Source organism: Polynucleobacter sp. AP-Latsch-80-C2 (assembly GCF_018882185.1).
Classification (GTDB): Bacteria; Pseudomonadota; Gammaproteobacteria; order Burkholderiales; family Burkholderiaceae; genus Polynucleobacter.
Genome location: NZ_JACVOY010000008.1, coordinates 64,709 through 81,419 on the forward strand (window position 1 = coordinate 64,709; position 16,711 = coordinate 81,419).

General features: G+C 45.3%; 20 protein-coding genes. 12 read left to right on the forward strand and 8 right to left on the reverse strand.

Annotated elements, in window-relative coordinates; translation table 11 throughout:
- Window positions 1-9 precede the first annotated feature (9 nt).
- From ICN47_RS09565 to ICN47_RS09575, 3 genes are read left to right on the forward strand one after another with little or no spacing between them, the layout of a single operon-like run.
- On the forward strand, window positions 10-882 hold the full coding sequence (locus tag ICN47_RS09565; protein WP_216219711.1) for an MBL fold metallo-hydrolase: 873 nt from the start codon (window positions 10-12) through the stop codon (window positions 880-882).
- Between the two features lies 1 nt (window position 883).
- The gene (locus ICN47_RS09570) at window positions 884-1,201 is read left to right on the forward strand and encodes a metalloregulator ArsR/SmtB family transcription factor (protein ID WP_370626310.1); all 318 of its coding nucleotides are present in this window, start codon (window positions 884-886) and stop codon (window positions 1,199-1,201) included.
- 43 nt (window positions 1,202-1,244) lie between these two features.
- Window positions 1,245-1,457, forward strand: a complete 213-nt coding sequence (locus ICN47_RS09575) for a DUF2892 domain-containing protein (RefSeq protein WP_216219779.1) — start codon at window positions 1,245-1,247, stop codon at window positions 1,455-1,457.
- 66 nt (window positions 1,458-1,523) lie between these two features.
- On the opposite strand, the gene ICN47_RS09580 is transcribed toward ICN47_RS09575, so the two are convergent.
- From ICN47_RS09580 to ICN47_RS09595, 4 genes are read right to left on the reverse strand one after another with little or no spacing between them, the layout of a single operon-like run.
- The gene (locus ICN47_RS09580) at window positions 1,524-1,961 is read right to left on the reverse strand and encodes a hypothetical protein (protein ID WP_216219713.1); all 438 of its coding nucleotides are present in this window, start codon (window positions 1,959-1,961) and stop codon (window positions 1,524-1,526) included.
- Window positions 1,958-2,779: an FAD:protein FMN transferase gene (locus ICN47_RS09585; protein ID WP_216219714.1), complete on the reverse strand. Its 822-nt coding sequence runs from the start codon at window positions 2,777-2,779 to the stop codon at window positions 1,958-1,960. The genes ICN47_RS09580 and ICN47_RS09585 overlap by 4 nt, the downstream gene beginning before the upstream one ends.
- Entirely contained in the window at window positions 2,776-3,333 is a 558-nt protein-coding gene (locus ICN47_RS09590; RefSeq protein ID WP_255538989.1) for an FMN-binding protein, read from the reverse strand. The genes ICN47_RS09585 and ICN47_RS09590 overlap by 4 nt, the downstream gene beginning before the upstream one ends.
- A gap of 18 nt (window positions 3,334-3,351) precedes the next feature.
- On the reverse strand, window positions 3,352-4,266 hold the full coding sequence (locus ICN47_RS09595) for a DUF6662 family protein (protein ID WP_216219715.1): 915 nt from the start codon (window positions 4,264-4,266) through the stop codon (window positions 3,352-3,354).
- Window positions 4,267-4,419: 153 nt separating this feature from the next.
- Here ICN47_RS09595 and ICN47_RS09600 point away from each other — a divergent pair, with 153 nt between their 5' ends.
- The gene (locus ICN47_RS09600) at window positions 4,420-4,662 is read left to right on the forward strand and encodes a DUF3820 family protein (protein WP_216219716.1); all 243 of its coding nucleotides are present in this window, start codon (window positions 4,420-4,422) and stop codon (window positions 4,660-4,662) included.
- On the opposite strand, the gene ICN47_RS09605 is transcribed toward ICN47_RS09600, so the two are convergent.
- A complete protein-coding gene (locus ICN47_RS09605) occupies window positions 4,654-5,670 on the reverse strand; it encodes a DNA/RNA non-specific endonuclease (protein ID WP_216219717.1) in 1,017 nt (338 codons plus the stop codon). The genes ICN47_RS09600 and ICN47_RS09605 overlap by 9 nt on opposite strands.
- Before the next feature lie 541 nt (window positions 5,671-6,211).
- On the opposite strand from ICN47_RS09605, the gene ICN47_RS09610 reads away from it, so the two are divergent.
- Window positions 6,212-7,168: a transglycosylase SLT domain-containing protein gene (locus ICN47_RS09610; protein WP_216219718.1), complete on the forward strand. Its 957-nt coding sequence runs from the start codon at window positions 6,212-6,214 to the stop codon at window positions 7,166-7,168.
- A 75-nt stretch (window positions 7,169-7,243) separates the two neighbouring features.
- Here the strand turns inward: ICN47_RS09610 and ICN47_RS09615 are convergent, their stop codons facing one another.
- Window positions 7,244-7,591, reverse strand: a complete 348-nt coding sequence (locus ICN47_RS09615) for an FKBP-type peptidyl-prolyl cis-trans isomerase (RefSeq protein WP_216219719.1) — start codon at window positions 7,589-7,591, stop codon at window positions 7,244-7,246.
- 81 nt (window positions 7,592-7,672) lie between these two features.
- Here ICN47_RS09615 and ICN47_RS09620 point away from each other — a divergent pair, with 81 nt between their 5' ends.
- A complete protein-coding gene (locus ICN47_RS09620; RefSeq protein ID WP_216219720.1) occupies window positions 7,673-8,689 on the forward strand; it encodes a DUF6352 family protein in 1,017 nt (338 codons plus the stop codon).
- Here ICN47_RS09620 and ICN47_RS09625 read toward each other — a convergent pair.
- Window positions 8,686-9,879 (reverse strand): MFS transporter, encoded by a 1,194-nt coding sequence (locus ICN47_RS09625; RefSeq protein ID WP_216219721.1) that lies wholly within the window; start codon window positions 9,877-9,879, stop codon window positions 8,686-8,688. The two genes, ICN47_RS09620 and ICN47_RS09625, sit on opposite strands and share 4 nt — an antisense overlap.
- A 238-nt stretch (window positions 9,880-10,117) precedes the next feature.
- Here ICN47_RS09625 and ICN47_RS09630 point away from each other — a divergent pair, with 238 nt between their 5' ends.
- The 6 genes from ICN47_RS09630 to ICN47_RS09655 all read left to right on the forward strand — a co-directional run bounded on the left by ICN47_RS09630 (window position 10,118) and on the right by ICN47_RS09655 (window position 16,147).
- Entirely contained in the window at window positions 10,118-12,352 is a 2,235-nt protein-coding gene (locus ICN47_RS09630; RefSeq protein WP_216219722.1) for an NADP-dependent isocitrate dehydrogenase, read from the forward strand.
- Window positions 12,353-12,418: 66 nt separating this feature from the next.
- Window positions 12,419-12,826, forward strand: a complete 408-nt coding sequence (locus ICN47_RS09635) for a BLUF domain-containing protein (protein WP_216219723.1) — start codon at window positions 12,419-12,421, stop codon at window positions 12,824-12,826.
- 56 nt (window positions 12,827-12,882) lie between these two features.
- Entirely contained in the window at window positions 12,883-13,845 is a 963-nt protein-coding gene (gene msrP, locus ICN47_RS09640) for a protein-methionine-sulfoxide reductase catalytic subunit MsrP (RefSeq protein WP_216219724.1), read from the forward strand.
- A gap of 3 nt (window positions 13,846-13,848) precedes the next feature.
- Window positions 13,849-14,403 (forward strand): lipocalin family protein, encoded by a 555-nt coding sequence (locus ICN47_RS09645; protein ID WP_216219725.1) that lies wholly within the window; start codon window positions 13,849-13,851, stop codon window positions 14,401-14,403.
- Between the two features lie 19 nt (window positions 14,404-14,422).
- The gene (locus ICN47_RS09650) at window positions 14,423-15,352 is read left to right on the forward strand and encodes an MBL fold metallo-hydrolase (RefSeq protein ID WP_216219726.1); all 930 of its coding nucleotides are present in this window, start codon (window positions 14,423-14,425) and stop codon (window positions 15,350-15,352) included.
- Between the two features lie 24 nt (window positions 15,353-15,376).
- Window positions 15,377-16,147: an SDR family NAD(P)-dependent oxidoreductase gene (locus tag ICN47_RS09655; RefSeq protein WP_216219727.1), complete on the forward strand. Its 771-nt coding sequence runs from the start codon at window positions 15,377-15,379 to the stop codon at window positions 16,145-16,147.
- On the opposite strand, the gene ICN47_RS09660 is transcribed toward ICN47_RS09655, so the two are convergent.
- Window positions 16,144-16,692, reverse strand: a complete 549-nt coding sequence (locus ICN47_RS09660) for a DUF2889 domain-containing protein (RefSeq protein WP_216219728.1) — start codon at window positions 16,690-16,692, stop codon at window positions 16,144-16,146. The two genes, ICN47_RS09655 and ICN47_RS09660, sit on opposite strands and share 4 nt — an antisense overlap.
- Window positions 16,693-16,711 lie beyond the last annotated feature (19 nt).

Here is a 16,711-nt window from a genome sequence, read left to right on the forward strand (position 1 = left end):
AAGGCTATTGTGAACCCAAAAGAAGCTGCTGACATTAAAACGTTTTTTGATCCAGAAACTTGGACATTTACCTATGTAGTTTCTGGAGGTAAAGGAAGCCCTTGCGTTGTGATTGATTCTGTCTTGAACTATGACCCTAAGTCAGGTAGAACAACTAACCACTCTGCTGATCAAGTCATTGACTATATTCAAGCCGAACAGTTGAAGCTCACTTGGGTTCTAGAGACCCATGCCCATGCCGATCACTTAACCGCTGCACCCTATCTCCAAGAGAAGTTGGGCGGACAATTGGTGATTGGAAATCGTATCACTAACGTCCAGAATGTATTTAAGGGTGTATTTAATTTAGATGATCGTTTTGCAACAGATGGCTCTCAATTTGATCGCCTCTTGCATGAGGGTGAGTCTATATCTTTTGGTGATCTGTCGCTCAAAGCAATATTTGTACCCGGCCATACACCAGCCTGTATGGCTTATGAAATTGGCAATGCCCTCTTTATCGGTGATACCTTATTTATGCCGGATGTTGGCACAGCGCGCTGTGACTTCCCGGGCGGTGATGCAAGGACACTTTACCAATCAATCCAGAAGTTATTGTCCTATCCTCCCGAGACTAAGCTCTATATGTGCCATGACTACCCACCAAGCGATCGTCCAGTCGAGTCTTGTACAACTGTTGGCACTGAAAAAGCGAAAAATATCCATGTTCATGACGGCATTACAGAGGATCAATTTGTGCAAATGCGTACTGCTCGCGATAAGACTTTAGCAATGCCTCATTTAATCTTGCCGTCGATACAGGTCAATATTCGGGCTGGGCACTTTCCGGAGCCAGAGGCTAATGGTAAGGCTTATCTCAAAATTCCTTTGAATGTTCTTTGATATGAATATGACGATTTCAAAAACTGAGTTGAAAAAGATGCAGGCATCGGCTGATGATGCGTGCAAGCTCATGAAGGTGCTCTCCAATCGTGATCGCATGATGCTTTTATGTGAAATTGCCCAAGGAGAAAAGTGTGTGAGCGAGCTAGAGGCCGCTCTAGATCTGCATCAACCTACACTTTCTCAGCAATTGACAGTGTTGCGTAAAGAGAAATTAGTGAAGACTCGCAGAGATGGGAAGCAAATTTACTACTCGCTCTCAAGCCAAGTCGCTGTTGCAGTGATGGGCTTGCTATATAAGCACTATTGCAAGAAGTAGGGATTTGAAATGAAGGTATTGAACGTTTGAAAAGGAATTCATGATGACATACAACGTTGGCGGTATTGATCGAGTGTTAAGAATTGCTATTGGTGCCTTATTGATAGTCTTGGCGGCAAGTAATATAGTCGGCTGGTGGGGATGGTTGGGCCTGATTCCGATGGCGACAGGGCTTTTCCGCTTTTGCCCAGCTTATTCGGTGTTGAGGATTAATTCTTGCGGATCATCTGGTGACAAAGGTTCTTACTGTAAGTAATTTAAAAATTCATCAACTGGAAATCCTCGCTATGGGAAAGGGGTGCATTGCAAAATGCGCCCCTTTTTATTGAATACTCGACTTACGTAATTTTGGGATGCCCAATTTGCCGATGCCATGAAAGAGAAAGATCGCAAAAAAAGCCAATCCCACCATCCAATGCAAATTAATCACTGCATCACGCGTTGCTTCTGGCCCGTAATATAAGAGGCCTCCACTAATTAATAAGACCATTAAAAAAGCCAGTTGGCTAAAGCCGCTGATTCTTTTGCGTCCTGATTGAAAGCCTGCCTTAATGTGAAATGGAAGCACTGAGCCCAGTGCTAAGGTAGCAAGCATTGCAGACAGCCCATGACTTGCCAAAACGGTATGGTTAGCAAATAGGGCGCGCTCAATCTGCCATTGATGACCCAATAAATAAAGGCTGCCGGTAATAGAGCAGCTAAGCATTCCTACGATGACTAGCCAAGCTTGCCATCCGGGCATTTTTCCAAGGCGTCTCATGCGGCAATCCGTATCGCTTGTGCTTGATAACGCTTAAAGCAGGGGTGATGCAGTTGTTTGGAGAGAATGAGCACTTTGGTAAGTGCGTCTGCATAAACGCATTCATTTGCCACAATCGAGAAGGATTCAGAAAATACCGAATGAATCTCTGAATCATTGCTAGCAAGTGGGTTGATGATGTGACTTTGCGCATGATCTCGATTGGAAAAGTAGAGCCCACTTGTGGCGATCGCGCCATTAGCAAGAGATCCAATTTCAATAACATCGCTGGGTGCTTGTGGGTTGCGGATATGGATTGTCTGAACTTCATGTCCAAAGATCCGCATATCTCCGCCAGCATTCACGCTGCCAGAATCGATGCCATTCATGGTGAGGACATGAACAGCCATATCCACAGCAAAGCCTTTTGCGATACCACCGAGATCTAAGCACAAGGGAAGCGTCGAACGAACACAGCTCTCTTCGATGAAGCATATATCCTCAATGCCGCCAAAACTATGATTGGAAATATCGATATGCGATGGCAATAATCCCGCAGTAACCAGACGATGCCCAATGCCACAATTAAATAATCCATCAGAATGCTGGTGGATATCTTGGGCTATGTGAATAATTTGACTGGTCCAGGGATCGATGGGAATAGTGCGGATGTGAGCCTCACGATTGATTATCGAAAGCTCGCTATGCTGGTCATGAAAACTCATGAGACTTTGTACTTTTTCAATTGCTGAAAAAGCGAGCTCGATGGCCTCCCCGGCATTGTCCTGTTTAGTGGATATCTCAACGAAGGTTCCCATTAAGGGTTTGCAGCGCTTCATTTTGATTTGGATGCCAGCGCTGGATTCTTGAGGGCGAGCTCATATAAAACTGCCACACGTTTGACACCATCAGTTATATGCTTACAGGAAAGCGTGGCACCGCCTATGTTTTGAATATCTTGATTGAGCTTGATAGGGTCATTGGCATTTTTTCCAACGAATTGTTTACGCCATTGCGCCTCGCCAACTTCGTAACCGTAGGACTCAACGTATTCCAATATTTCAATGCCGGTGACATTGCCTTGGGGGCTGATTCCCACGGCATAACTAATCATTTCATGCTTACCTACGACTTCATCGACGATGAACCAGCTCCCATCTGCCGCTTTCCAGATGCGATCCCCTTGAAAGGGGTGGCGAATGCTGGAGGCGCTGCGCATCTTATTCTGTAGATCTTCAGTAATCAGAATGGGCGTTTTACTAAACTGCTTATTGGGGAATAAGATTTTTTGAGCCTGTTCCGCAGAAACATATATTTTTGCTTGGGCAATGATAGGGGCACTCATTAATGCCAGTCCAGCAAATGCATAGGGGTTTGGTTTCCAGTTCATCATCAATCTTTCTTTATCTATTTAGCTCAGAGGAAATCCAACTTTGACGATGAATTCGTTAACCGAGTGACTGTCCCAGACGCGAGCATTGGAACATTCGGCAGTACCATCGCCCATACAGGTATTGCCCTTAAGTTGATAGCGCCAGGCACCTGTGACCCACCAATCTTTGGTGGCATAGTGCATATTGGGGCCGATAAAAGTTGCCTTTTGAACTTGGTTTTGCAAGTTGTAGCTTGAGTAATCATTATGAAAGCGTGCTTCTACCCCAGCAGACCATTTAGGGGCAAATCGATAGCTCGCACCTACTAAAAAATCGAGCATGGATTCTGGAACATTGCCATTACCAATAAATTTCAGCTGCTCGTTTGCCACGACAACATTTCCTGCAAGGATTAATCGGTCGTCAATAAAGTTGGATTGCAACAAAAGGCGCGCCTCAATCTCATTTTTATTTTTACCAAGCGTAGGCTCTAAGTAGAGCCCTACGCCAACTGGTGAGGTCACTGGATTGGTAATACGATAGATAGCTTCTAGAGAGCCCCCTTCGATACCACTTTTTCTATAAGCAGTTGTTGGATCATGACTTTCAGGAACGCCATACCCAGCGGTACAACTTGCTAAATCGCCACACGCTTCAGGGTTGGTGTAATTCTGGCTGGCATTTGTATAGTAGGAGTTGATATACCCAGCAATTTGTAAGTCATTCGTTAAGCCATATTCGAGCTCTGTTCTTGCCGTCCATGCCTCATAAGTGCCAGCCGCTTGTTGTTGATTCAGTTGTAGGCGCTGCTCAAATTCGAGACTGCCTTTAGGCTGCAGATCTAAGGTGTAGATCCAGCCGAATACACCTTCGCCTGCAAAAGCAAACGAAAAATGAAGGGTTGTGGCAATGAAAAGGCTAAAGGCGATGAGTCTTTTGATAGTTAATTTCATGGTTTTAGAGAGTGGTGGTTGAAAAGTCTTATTGAGAATGGTTCTCAATATAACATCTCAAATAAGAATGATTCTCATTTGATAAAATGACCCTCAACTGATAAATGGCGAACGCCATAGGGCTTTACGGTTTTGCTTGTAAGATTTCTCTCTATGGATTCACAAGCCCTCGAGAAGCTCGTTCTCATGAAGATGCCCTTTGGCAAACACGCTGGTCGTGCCCTCGCAGATTTGCCAGGTAATTACTTGGCCTGGTTTGCTCGCGAAGGATTTCCTCAGGGCGAGCTTGGACAGCTCTTGGAGCTAATGCATACCTCAGACCACAATGGTTTACGTGGCCTATTGGCTCCTATACAAAGAGCCCACGGCTTAGAGCAAAAGTCAAAATTACTTTAGGCGAACGATCGCAATAACGCGGTCACGTTCGTATTGAACGTCTGTCGAATCGGGCGGGCTACTTTGAATAAGCATTGCCAAGAGGGAAGTTTGTGACTGAATCTGTGAAACTACCTTCTGAGCCAATCCCAGGTTGCGATCGTATTGGATTTGCACACTGGCAACCCTGCCTTCTTTGATCTGCGTGATAAGTCCATTGATTTTTGCGGGTGAGTATTCATCAAAGAAGATAGGGTACCAAGCACCTACGCTGCTTTTCTGAGGATCTACTTGCATCTTAACTGGTTTGGATACGGAGGGATTCTTTTCTAAAGGTAGGTGAAAATCAATCCCCGTTTTTTGCATTAACTCTTGATAAGAGATCGGGGGTGTCATCTTGGCTTCATTGGTATTTTCAAGCCAATAAGCCCACGCAGAATTTTTGGCAGGGTCATAAACTAACTTATATATATGGCTTGGAATAGTGACTCGACCTCTACCGATGCTGCCAGCATTTCCAACCGATCCTGTGTACACAAAAATATCTCCAGATACTCGCTTTGCATACTGACGGGTCGGCTCTTCTACATTCTTTGCCCAGATCCCCTGATTATTTTGCCTAGCTTGCGGCATCATGTTTGCTAGCGAGAAGGACTGAGCCATCGATCTGTCGTTATTCATATCCCCCGCTGGAGCATTGTGACCCCGGTCAAAGCCGCTCCCGCGATAGTCAGAGAGCTGGGCGCGTTCAGCAAAAGGCAGCCTCGCTTCTTCATAAAACTGGTTGCTTCTTCGAGGGCGCTGCCCCGTAAGACTTTCCCGAGTCAGTTTTTCCACTGCATAAATTGGTTTTTTGTCTTGAGGGGAGTAGTAAATGGCAAAGCCATCAAAACAAAGATCTCGTCCAAGTTGTAGGCTGCTGGGAGTTTGCTGTCCTGGAAATAAGTCCTTGCACTCATCAAAAAGGGCAAAGGCGCTCAGGGGCGTCAGAAGCAGGACTAGCAGTAAAAGTTTTCGAAACGATTTCATGATCTACCAGTGTAGGGGCTTGAGCGGTTTTGGAGCTTTCATTTTCCTTGGTCTAGATTATTTTCTAACAGGGCATCAGACTTAAATTCGCTCTAGGGCTAGCAATCAATCGAGATCTAACGTACCGATCTAAGTTCTAGCGCTCCACTATTCAATCAGAAATCTAGTCCCAATAATGGCTTGTGAGCATTAAGCATGAGCCACTACCGGTAGAAAGTGGACTATCCAAAAACACTAGATGTATGGTTTTTCAGGAGCAATTTTCATTCCAAATAGTAAAAAAGTCCGAATTCAGTCACTTTTTTATAGTGTGAAATTAGCGAGCCCTTACATCTATAAGTTACTGAATTTATTGAATAAAATATAAAGTCTTCGGACTATTCAGGGGAACTACTATAAATCAAGATCAAAAAGTTATTGAAAGTAGATTCTTTATTCTTGACTAGATATAAGAACCTTCTTAGGATGTCCCATGTTTTTTGAATATTGCGCTGCAACATAAATACAGAGTATGGTTTTTATGGAGTGTCGCAAAAATTGAATGAGTAAATGTTTATCTAACAATTTGAGTGAGATGCAGGAAGTGCAGCCAGCAGCATTGGCCGCTAAAGAACTGCTTGCCCACGCTATGGCTCCGGTCTATCGAGTCATTAATGGCATCCTCGTTGTTTCCGTATTCGTAGTAGTTGGCCTTTGGCTCTCTGGAAACGGTACTAATGCCGGGGCATTTGATTTGGCCCGTCTCCTAGTGCCCGATGAGGCGCGCCATATGGTTTGGAGCAACGGCTTTGGCATGTTGGACCAATATAAGGAATCACAACAGACCGCTGATTTGCAATCGACCAACTCCGCTAATGTTGTGGGCATTAATAGCGTTAAGCAGCAAACCGTTGCCCTCCTAATGCCTTCAGTGGCGCAGTTGCAAGTGAAGTCGATCTCCCATTTGGCAGACCGCATTCCCAACTCTAAGATGGATCCTCTGGCCCTCGACAACAACTTGATGGGCTCTATTCACAATCAACGTGCCATTGCTGATTTCTACGAAAAGAAATACAGCTTAGATCGTGCCAAGATTGAAGAATACGTTTCTAACACGGTCTTGATTGCGAAAGAAGTCAACATTGATCCTGTGCTTTTATTGGCAGTGATTTCCATTGAATCCAATTTCAATCCCAACACGAAGAGTCATGCTGGTGCAGAAGGTTTGATGCAAGTGATGACTTATGTTCATCGGGACAAGTATGCGATCTTCGGTGGCACTTCAGATGCAGCGAAACCAGAGGTGAATATTCGGGTTGGCGCTTATATCTTGAAGTACCTCATTGCTACAGCAGGTTCATTACGTAACGGCTTGAAGTTTTATGTTGGCGCAGCCAATGCAGAAGATGATGGCGGCTATGCAGACAAAGTGATGGCAGAACGCAATCGTCTGATTGGTATTTGCCAAGACCGCTCTAATAATCGTCTCACTTTGAATGGTAAAGATTTGCGCTCATAAGATTGCGAGCGCTAAAACAAAGGCCACCCTGCGGTGGCCTTTCTATTTTGAGCATCTGAGCTCAAATCGTTTTGCTTAGTTCACGCCATGCAGCTCAACATCAAAGACTAAGGTCGCGTTTGGTGGAATCACGCCACCAGCACCACGAGCACCATAGCCCATCTCGGATGGGATGATGAGTGTACGTTTGCCGCCAATCTTCATGCCGGCCACACCTTCGTCCCAGCCTTTGATGACATGACCTGCGCCCAAGGGGAAGCTAAAGAGTTGACCGCGATCCAAGGAGCTATCAAATTTTTGACCCTTGTGGTCTGCTGCTTTTTCGTCGAAAAGCCAGCCTGTGTAATGCACATCAACGTGATTACCAGCCGTAGCTTCTTTGCCATCGCCAACGACAGTATCAATTTTTTGGAGTTCGCTCATGATTTTCCTATTTCAAATAAAAATGACTGACTAGTATATTCTGAGCCTTATTGATTATCCAGGCGCAAGCCTCATTTACGTATGTCGAATTTTTGGCCTCATTCTGCCTATAAAACCTTAGCAATTAGCTCGGATGGGCAATTGTTAGTTACAGACGACTTTTTGCGAACCTACCTTCAGAGACCAGAATTAAGCTTGGTACCTGAGTCTTGTGAGGCAGAGCAAGCGCTACATCAACGTTTGACCCTAGATCCTCGCGCTGAGCTCACTGAGCAAGAAATAGCCACTATGGCGGATGTGGATATTCAGGAGAACTATCGCGTATGGCTGCGTTATCGTGCGCGCCTTTTGGCTGCTAGTTCCCTCGAGAGTTTTTACATGAGTTTATTTAAGGGCGCTGGCGTTGATGTGCCACCGCTTTTTGTATCTCAGCTTGCCCAGATTTTTGTGCGCCATATATTGGGTGAAGAGCCCCATCCCTTAGAGGCAAGAATGGGGGAATTATTTTTTAGAACTCAAAAGATTAGCGTTCTAGATGAGAGCATTGTGATGGGCGCAGATGATGAGGTGGTAGCGCGCAATGCCCAGGGAGGCGAGACCGGGAATATTTTGGACTTGCTCAAAGGGAAGTCCATGGCAATGAGGTCCGCAGATTTGGATGTATTGCATGAGGGCAATGCCCAAGAATATTGGACGAGAGATGAGGATTTTGATTTAGCAGTGCAACTGAACTTTGGGCACGAGCCAATTAACTATTTTTCTCGTCTACTAGAAAAGTGGATCCTCCACTTTTTGGGTGTACAAGTTCGCATTACGCCAATGCAACAAATTCAAGATCCTAAATGGTCTTGGCATGTCGGTTTAGATGCAGCGGCCACCGAGATTTTAAATAAGCTCTACAACAAAGATGTCGTGGATGCGGATGAGCTAGAAAAAATTATTTGCTTGTTTCGCTTAGACTTTATTGATGAGGCTGCGGTCACCAAAGTGCAGGCAGGAAAGCCAGTCTATATGGCGATTGCCATGAACGAGCAACAACAGCTCAAGTTAAAACCTCAAAACCTATTATTTAATTTACCGCTAGCAAAAACGTCTTAGAGAGCCGCTTGTTTTCGATGGTAATTGCTGAGCCAGATTAAGGCTGCGGCGGTGATGATGACGGGGATCAATGAGCCCAGATTCAGAATGCTCCAGCCTTGAGAGGTAATCAACGCGCCTGAGCCAAAAGAGGTAAAGGCCATTGTCCCAAAAACAAAGAAATTAATAGCCGCTTGTGCTTTGTCTCGCTCATTCGGTTTGTAGGCGGTCATCGCTAAAGAGGTGGAACCGGTGAATAAAAAATTCCAACCTATACCGAGTAAAAAGAGCGCAATAAAAAATTGATGCAGGTCGGTGCCTGTCAGTGCAATAGAGATGCAGATGAAATTGAGCACTACGCCGACACTCATAATTTTGAGGGCGCCAAAACGTTGAATTAAGGAACCTGTGAAGAACCCAGGCGCAAACATTCCGATCACATGCCACTCCAGAACAAGAGCGGTATCGGAAAACGGAAGTCCGCAGATTTGCATGGCCAAAGGGGTTGCTGCCATGAGTAAATTCATGACGCCATAGCCTAAAGCTGCGCCAATGACGGCCACCATAAAGACAGGCTGCGAGAGGATTGTCTTGAGACTTCTGCCATCTGAAAGATGGTGCTGAGTTTTAAATTCCTCAGGAAAGTGAATAAATTGCATGACCCCTATGCCGATAAACGCAGCAATGGATAGTGTGAGATACGCCCCCAGAAACGCGGTATCAAATAAGTCTCTTGTCCACGACGCCAAATTAGGCCCAATGACTGCTCCCAGAATTCCACCAGCCAAAACCCAGGAAACGGCTTTGTCTCGTTGGCTCGCTTCAGTGAGTTCGGCTGCTGCAAAGCGATAGAGCTGACCATTAGCGCTGTAATAACCAGCTATAAAGGTACCTGCCGTTAAAAGCCAAAAGTTTTTAGTGACAGCAGCATATGCGCAAAGTAGGGCTGAGAACATCGCAACCAGTAAGCCGAGCTGAAAAGAGATCTTGCGCCCAAAATAATTTTGCGATTTGGCAACAATCGAAGTAGAAAATGCTCCGCCAACGACATAACCCATGACAGGTAGGGTAGCCATCCAGCTAACCGGCGCCAAACTAAAGCCAACTAGGCCATTAATGGCGATGAAGGTGACGTTATTGGTGAGAAATAGGCCTTGGCAGACGATGAGTAAAACAAGGTTTTTATTTAGTAAAGGGTGTTTGCTAGCCATGGGTCTGAGTTTACGGTGAAATAAGCAATCTCGTCGGCTTGGTGGATTCCCTTACATTGGCTCGTTTGGGCAGCTTTAAGGTGCAAATAGGGCAATTTTGCCAATCCCTATGATTTAAAATAATAGACTCGCCTCATTGGCAAAAGGGGCTGCTAAAAGCGGCTTGCAAAATGCAGAAGGTGAGACTGGCAGGGTAAATACCTGACTCTGTAAATTTATCAATATCGAGGAAAGATTAATGGCTTCAGAGAAATCAAAGATTATTTACACGCTGACAGATGAGGCGCCTCTTTTGGCAACTTGCGCATTTCTGCCAATCATTCGTACTTTTACAGCGCCTGCTGGAGTAGAAATTGTGAAGAGCGACATCTCTGTTGCTGCACGTATCCTTGCTGAGTTCCCCGAGTTTTTAACTGATGAGCAAAAAGTTCCAGACAATTTAGCTGAACTAGGCAAGATGACTTTAATGCCTGATACCAACATTATTAAGTTGCCAAATATTAGCGCCTCTGTGCCACAACTATTGGCAGCGATCAAAGAATTGCAAAGCAAGGGTTACAAGATCCCGAATTTCCCGGATGATCCTAAAAACGACGAAGAGAAATCGATTCGTACGCGTTACTCTAAGTGCCTCGGTAGTGCTGTAAACCCAGTATTGCGTGAAGGAAACTCAGATCGTCGCGCTCCAAATGCCGTTAAGGGTTTTGCTCGCAAGCATCCACATTCCATGGGGGTGTGGAGCCAAGCTTCCCGCACCCACGTATCTCATATGCATGGTGGCGACTTCTACGCTGGCGAAAAGTCAATGACGATGACTAAAGCATGTGACGTGAAGATGGATTTAGTGACTAAGAGCGGCAAGACCATCGTTTTGAAGCCAAAGGTCTCATTATTGGCTGGCGAAATTATTGACAGCATGTATATGAGCAAAAAAGCATTATGCGAATTCTATGAAAAAGAAATCGACGATGCCTATAAATCTGGAATGATGCTGTCCTTGCATGTGAAGGCCACCATGATGAAGGTGTCTCATCCAATCGTGTTTGGTCACGCTGTAAAGATTTTTTACAAAGATGCTTTTGAAAAGCACGCTAAGTTATTCGAAGAGCTGGGCGTAAATGCCAACAATGGTATGAGCAGCTTGTATGAAAAGATTAAGACTTTGCCAGAGTCTAAGCGCGAAGAAATTATTCAGGACTTGCATGCTTGCCATGAACACCGTCCAGCCTTGGCAATGGTGGATTCAGCAAAGGGTATTACCAACCTGCACTCTCCAAGCGACGTGATCGTAGACGCATCCATGCCTGCCATGATTCGTGTAGGCGGAAAAATGTGGGGCGCCGATGGTCGTCTACATGACACTAAAGCAGTGATCCCAGAAAGTACCTTTGCTCGTATTTATCAAGAAATGATCAATTTCTGCAAGACGCATGGCAACTTTGATCCAACTACGATGGGGACAGTACCAAACGTTGGCTTGATGGCTCAACAGGCTGAAGAGTACGGCTCACATGACAAGACTTTTGAGATTCCTGAAGCAGGAGTAGCTCGCATCGTTGCTGATGACGGCACTGTTTTGCTGGAGCAAAATGTAGAAGAAGGTGACATCTGGCGTATGTGCCAAGTAAAAGATGCCCCAATTCGTGACTGGGTCAAATTGGCTGTTAATCGTGCACGCCTCTCCAAGACTCCAGCAGTGTTCTGGTTGGATGAATACCGTCCGCATGAAGCTGAGTTGATTAAGAAGGTAAATACCTATCTAAAGGATTACGACCTCAATGGTGTAGACGTGCAAATCATGTCTCAAACCCGTGCGATGCGTTACACCTTAGAGCGCGTGATTCGTGGCAAAGATACGATTTCTGTAACCGGTAACATCTTGCGTGACTACCTCACAGACTTGTTCCCAATTATGGAACTCGGAACCAGTGCGAAGATGTTATCTATCGTGCCTTTGATGGCTGGTGGTGGTCTCTTTGAAACAGGCGCTGGTGGTTCAGCTCCTAAACACGTTCAACAGTTAGTCGAAGAAAACCATTTGCGTTGGGATTCTCTTGGTGAGTTCTTGGCATTAGCCGTATCTCTCGAAGATATTGGTGATAAGACAGGTAATGCCAAAGTCAAAATCTTAGCGCGTACTTTGGATGAAGCTACTGGTAAGTTATTGGATAACAATAAGTCACCTTCACCACGAACTGGCGAGTTGGATAACCGTGGTAGTCAGTTCTATCTCGCCATGTATTGGGCCGAGGCATTGGCCGCTCAATCAGAGGACAAAGAGTTGCAGGCTTACTTTGCACCTTTGGCCAAAGTATTGGCTGAGAACGAGAAGAAGATTACTGACGAACTCAAATCCGTTCAAGGTAAACCAGCTGACATTGGCGGCTACTTTGTGGCAGATCCAGAGAAGTGCAAAGCGGTAATGCGTCCAAGTGCCACCTTTAATGCTGCGTTAAAAGCAGCAAGAGCCTAATCCTGTATTTAGGTAACTAGCAAAAAGGCAAACTCTCGGGTTTGCCTTTTTCTTGGATGGATTCATATGCCAAAGCAAAAAGATCTTATTGAGCTCAGTTATCTGAGCGTGGCAGTTTCAGATATGTCCTTCTTGGGGCTGATGCGCCTATTGGAGGCTGCTAGAGCTTTTAATCAAAAGCATGGGATTACTGGCATATTGTTCTATGACAACCAAGAGTTTGGACAGGTCATTGAAGGCGAGCGCACGAGTGTGATGAAGGTTTGGAAGCGCATTCAGGATGATAAGCGGCATCACCGCATTGAGCTATTAGAAATTCGTGACATTACCGAGCATACCTATCCTGATTGGCTATTGCGCTTTTACGGTGGCGAAAGCTTGACCAAGGACTATCCCGCCTTAGCTCAAATGGTTGGAGGGATGGATAAGTTCAGTCTGGCCTTATTAAATAAGATGCGCGAGACAGAACGTTGAGCAATTAATTGCTAACAGTAGCAAAATAGCCTTATTACTTCTGCTGAAGGATTTGTATGCGCTATTTCGACCCCAAAATTCTTGCTAGTGAAATTACCCCTCAAGCGGTTTTTGAGAATCGTCGTGATTTGATTAAAGTGGCTGCTGCCGGTGCTTTTGGATTAGCTCTTGCGCCATGGTTTTCAAGAGAGGCGTTAGCAGCAAATTCTGATAAACTCGCTGCCACGCTCAATCCTGCTTATGCCGCTAAAGATGAACTGACTCCCGCAAAGTACGTAACGAGTTACAACAATTTTTATGAGTTCGGTACAGATAAGTCCGATCCAGCAGCCTATGCCAATACTTTGCAAACTCGACCATGGACTGTGTCGATAGAGGGTTTGGTTAAAAAGCCAGTAACACTGGATATAGATGATTTATTAAAGTTGGCACCAATGGAAGAGCGTATCTATCGGATGCGTTGTGTTGAAGGGTGGTCTATGGTTATTCCATGGGATGGCTACTCTTTATCTAAACTCATTAGCAAGGTGGAGCCATTGGGTTCTGCCAAGTTCGTGGAGTTTATTTCTCTAGCTGATCGCAAGCAAATGCCTGGCGTGAAGAGCAATATTATTGAATGGCCGTATCGCGAAGGTTTACGCATGGATGAGGCGATGAACCCATTAACCCTCCTTACCTTTGGTTTGTATGGAGAGGTATTGCCGAAACAAAATGGTGCCCCAGTACGTATTGTGGTTCCTTGGAAGTACGGATTCAAAAGCGCTAAATCGATTGTGAAAATCCGTTTTACCGAAGAGATGCCTAAAACGAGTTGGAGTCAGTTTGATGCGCGCGAATACGGCTTTTATTCCAACGTCAATCCACAAGTGGATCACCCTCGCTGGAGTCAAGCAAGCGAGAGAAGAATCGGCGATGCAAAAGGCGCGTTTGCTCCGAAGATTAAGACTCAGATGTTCAATGGATACGGTGATCAAGTAGCTAGCATGTACTCTGGCATGGACTTGAAAAAGTTTTACTAAGCGATGAAAAAAATTCACCTAGTTTTTTTAGGAATGGCCTTCGCGCTGCTCCACATCCATGCGCAGGCACAAGCGAATGACGCACCAGTGAAAACGATTGCATCTCTGGATGTCCCGCGTTACTTGGGTACTTGGTATGAGATTGCAAAATTTCCAAATTGGTTTCAGAAAAAATGCGTTGGCGATACAAAAGCGGTTTACTCATCAAGGTCAGATGGAAACTTACGTGTATTGAATAGTTGCAAGCAAGCCGATGGAGAAACTTCTGAGGCTGAAGGTACTGCACGTCAGATTGGCGCTAAGGATTCTCCTAAGCTAGAGGTGCGTTTTGCACCAGCATGGCTATCCTTTATTCCGATGGTGTGGGGCGATTACTGGGTAATTGATTTGGATTCTCAGTATCAGATAGCGGCAGTCAGCGATCCCAAGCGTGAATACCTTTGGGTGCTCTCTAGAACTCCTCAATTAGATCCGAAGGTCTATGATGATTTATTACGGCGCCTACAGGCACAGCAATTTGATGTGCGCAAGTTAGAGCTCACTCCGCAAAAAAATTAAGAAACAGAATTCAGTAAACATGCAGAAAAATGGACTGTTGTTGCCACCAGGCATCGAGATCTATGAACGAGGCTGGCTCTCAGCGAATAATATTTTTCATTTCGGTGATACTGATGTTTCACTTGTAGACAGTGGCTATTATGCGCATTCCAAAATGACGGTAGATTTGGTATCGCATGCTATTCAGAAGCATGGACTGCCAGGCTTAAATAAAGTGGTCAACACTCATCTTCACTCGGATCACTGCGGCGGAAATGCGGCCTTACAGAAACAATTTGCTTGTGAGATCTATATTCCTGTTGCTGAAGCGCTTGCTGTCAAAGACTGGAATGTCAATCTATTGAGTTATGAGAACTTGGGGCAAGAGTGCCCAGAATTCTCGCATCATGGGGTATTGGTGCCAGGTCAAGAGATATTGCTAGGGCGCTATCTTTGGCAAATCTTGGCTGCACCAGGACATGATCCTCATTCAGTAATGCTCTATCAAGCAGAGCATCGTATTTTGATTTCTGCTGATGCTTTGTGGGAAGAAGGTTTTGGCGTTATTTTTCCTGAGCTCTGGGGTGAATCTGGATTTGAAGAGGTGGCGCAGACCTTGGACCTGATTGAATCACTCTCTGTAGCCCTGGTTATTCCAGGGCATGGTAAGCCCTTCACTGACCTTGCGAAATCGATTGAGACAGCACGATCCCGTTTAGATTATTTAGCCTCTAGTCCTGATCGCAATGCACGGCATGGTGCTAAAGTGCTTTTGAAATACAAACTACTGGAGTGGCAGAATAAAGAAATCAACTTAGTAAATGAGTGGATAGGCAATACGCCAGCTCTTCGAGCTGCTGCAAAGCAGCTGCATATGGAGATACCTGAATTTTCTCAATGGCTAGCTCAGGCATTAGTTAAATCGGGTGCGGCCAAAATAGACGGCGCATATTTAGTAGATTACGGATAAAATTTTTAAAAGGGAATTCATCCTATGGAACAGACTGTTTTAGTGACTGGTGCAACTTCTGGATTTGGCGAAGCTATTGCGCGTCGATTTTTGGCGAATGGTCATAAGGTAATCGCAGCGGGCAGAAGAGTGGAGCGCCTGGATGCTTTAAAGGCATCACTGCCTATTGAGCAGCAGAAAAAACTATTAACAATTGCGCTCGATGTTTGCGATAGTGCGAAGGTCGACTCTTTACCAGAAGCATTACCTACTGATTTTGCTAATGTCACCCTCTTGGTGAACAACGCAGGACTAGCCCTAGGGCTGGAGCCTGCGCACAAAGCATTTACAGATGATTGGGATCGAATGATAGATACCAATATCAAAGGCTTGGTTCATATGAGTCGAGCATTTTTACCGGGAATGGTTGAGCGTAAGCGGGGCCATATTATTAATATTGGATCGGTAGCCGCCAACTACCCCTATCCCGGTGGCAATGTCTACGGCGGTACCAAGGCATTTGTTAAGCAATTTAGTTTAAATATGCGCGCTGATCTCATTGGTACCCCAGTGCGCGTGAGTTGTATTGAGCCTGGAATGTGTGGTGGAACGGAATTCTCAAACGTGCGCTTTAAAGGCGATGAGGAGAAAGTTCAGCAGGTCTATAGCGGTGTGCAATTTCTCAGTGCGGATGATATTGCTGAGACGGTGTATTGGTCGGCTACATTACCGGCGCATATGAATATCAATGTTTTAGAAGTAATGCCTGTCCAGCAATCTTTTAATCCATTTAACGTTCACCGCGGCGAACTTTAAGGCTTGGCTTCTTCATTCTTCCACTGATAAAACTTGGGATAGATACGCATGACAACCGGTCCATCAAAATCCCAAGATTTACATTTACCGAGATAGAGCGGCGGTTTATTCTCATCCGTGTCAAATAGAGCGCCTGGAATCGATTGATACGCTGCGGTCGCCACGTTATTGAGAAGCTCGCGTAAGTGCGTGCATCCTTTAATGCCACCCAAATGGGTTTCAATCGTTTTGCGCCAGCCCTTACCCATACGTGCCCCAATGAGAGCATCCATTGGGGGAATGACTTCAGGACATTCTGCGTGTGGGTGAGCATCCATCGCTACTTCAATATCGCGTATTACCAACTCTTTATCTACCGTAACTCGTATCCACATATCATGAATAGGGTCACCAGGAACCCAGGTTTTGGCGCCAGTGGTAAAGGAGTGTGATTTGGTATCTTTTAGATGCGCTTCGATATCCCAGAGACCATCTTCTCGGGCAAATCCATCAAAACTGATTTCTCGAGTGTGTAGTGGTGAACGTGGCTTAGGTGATGAGAGCATGAGCGGAGGTATAGGTTGG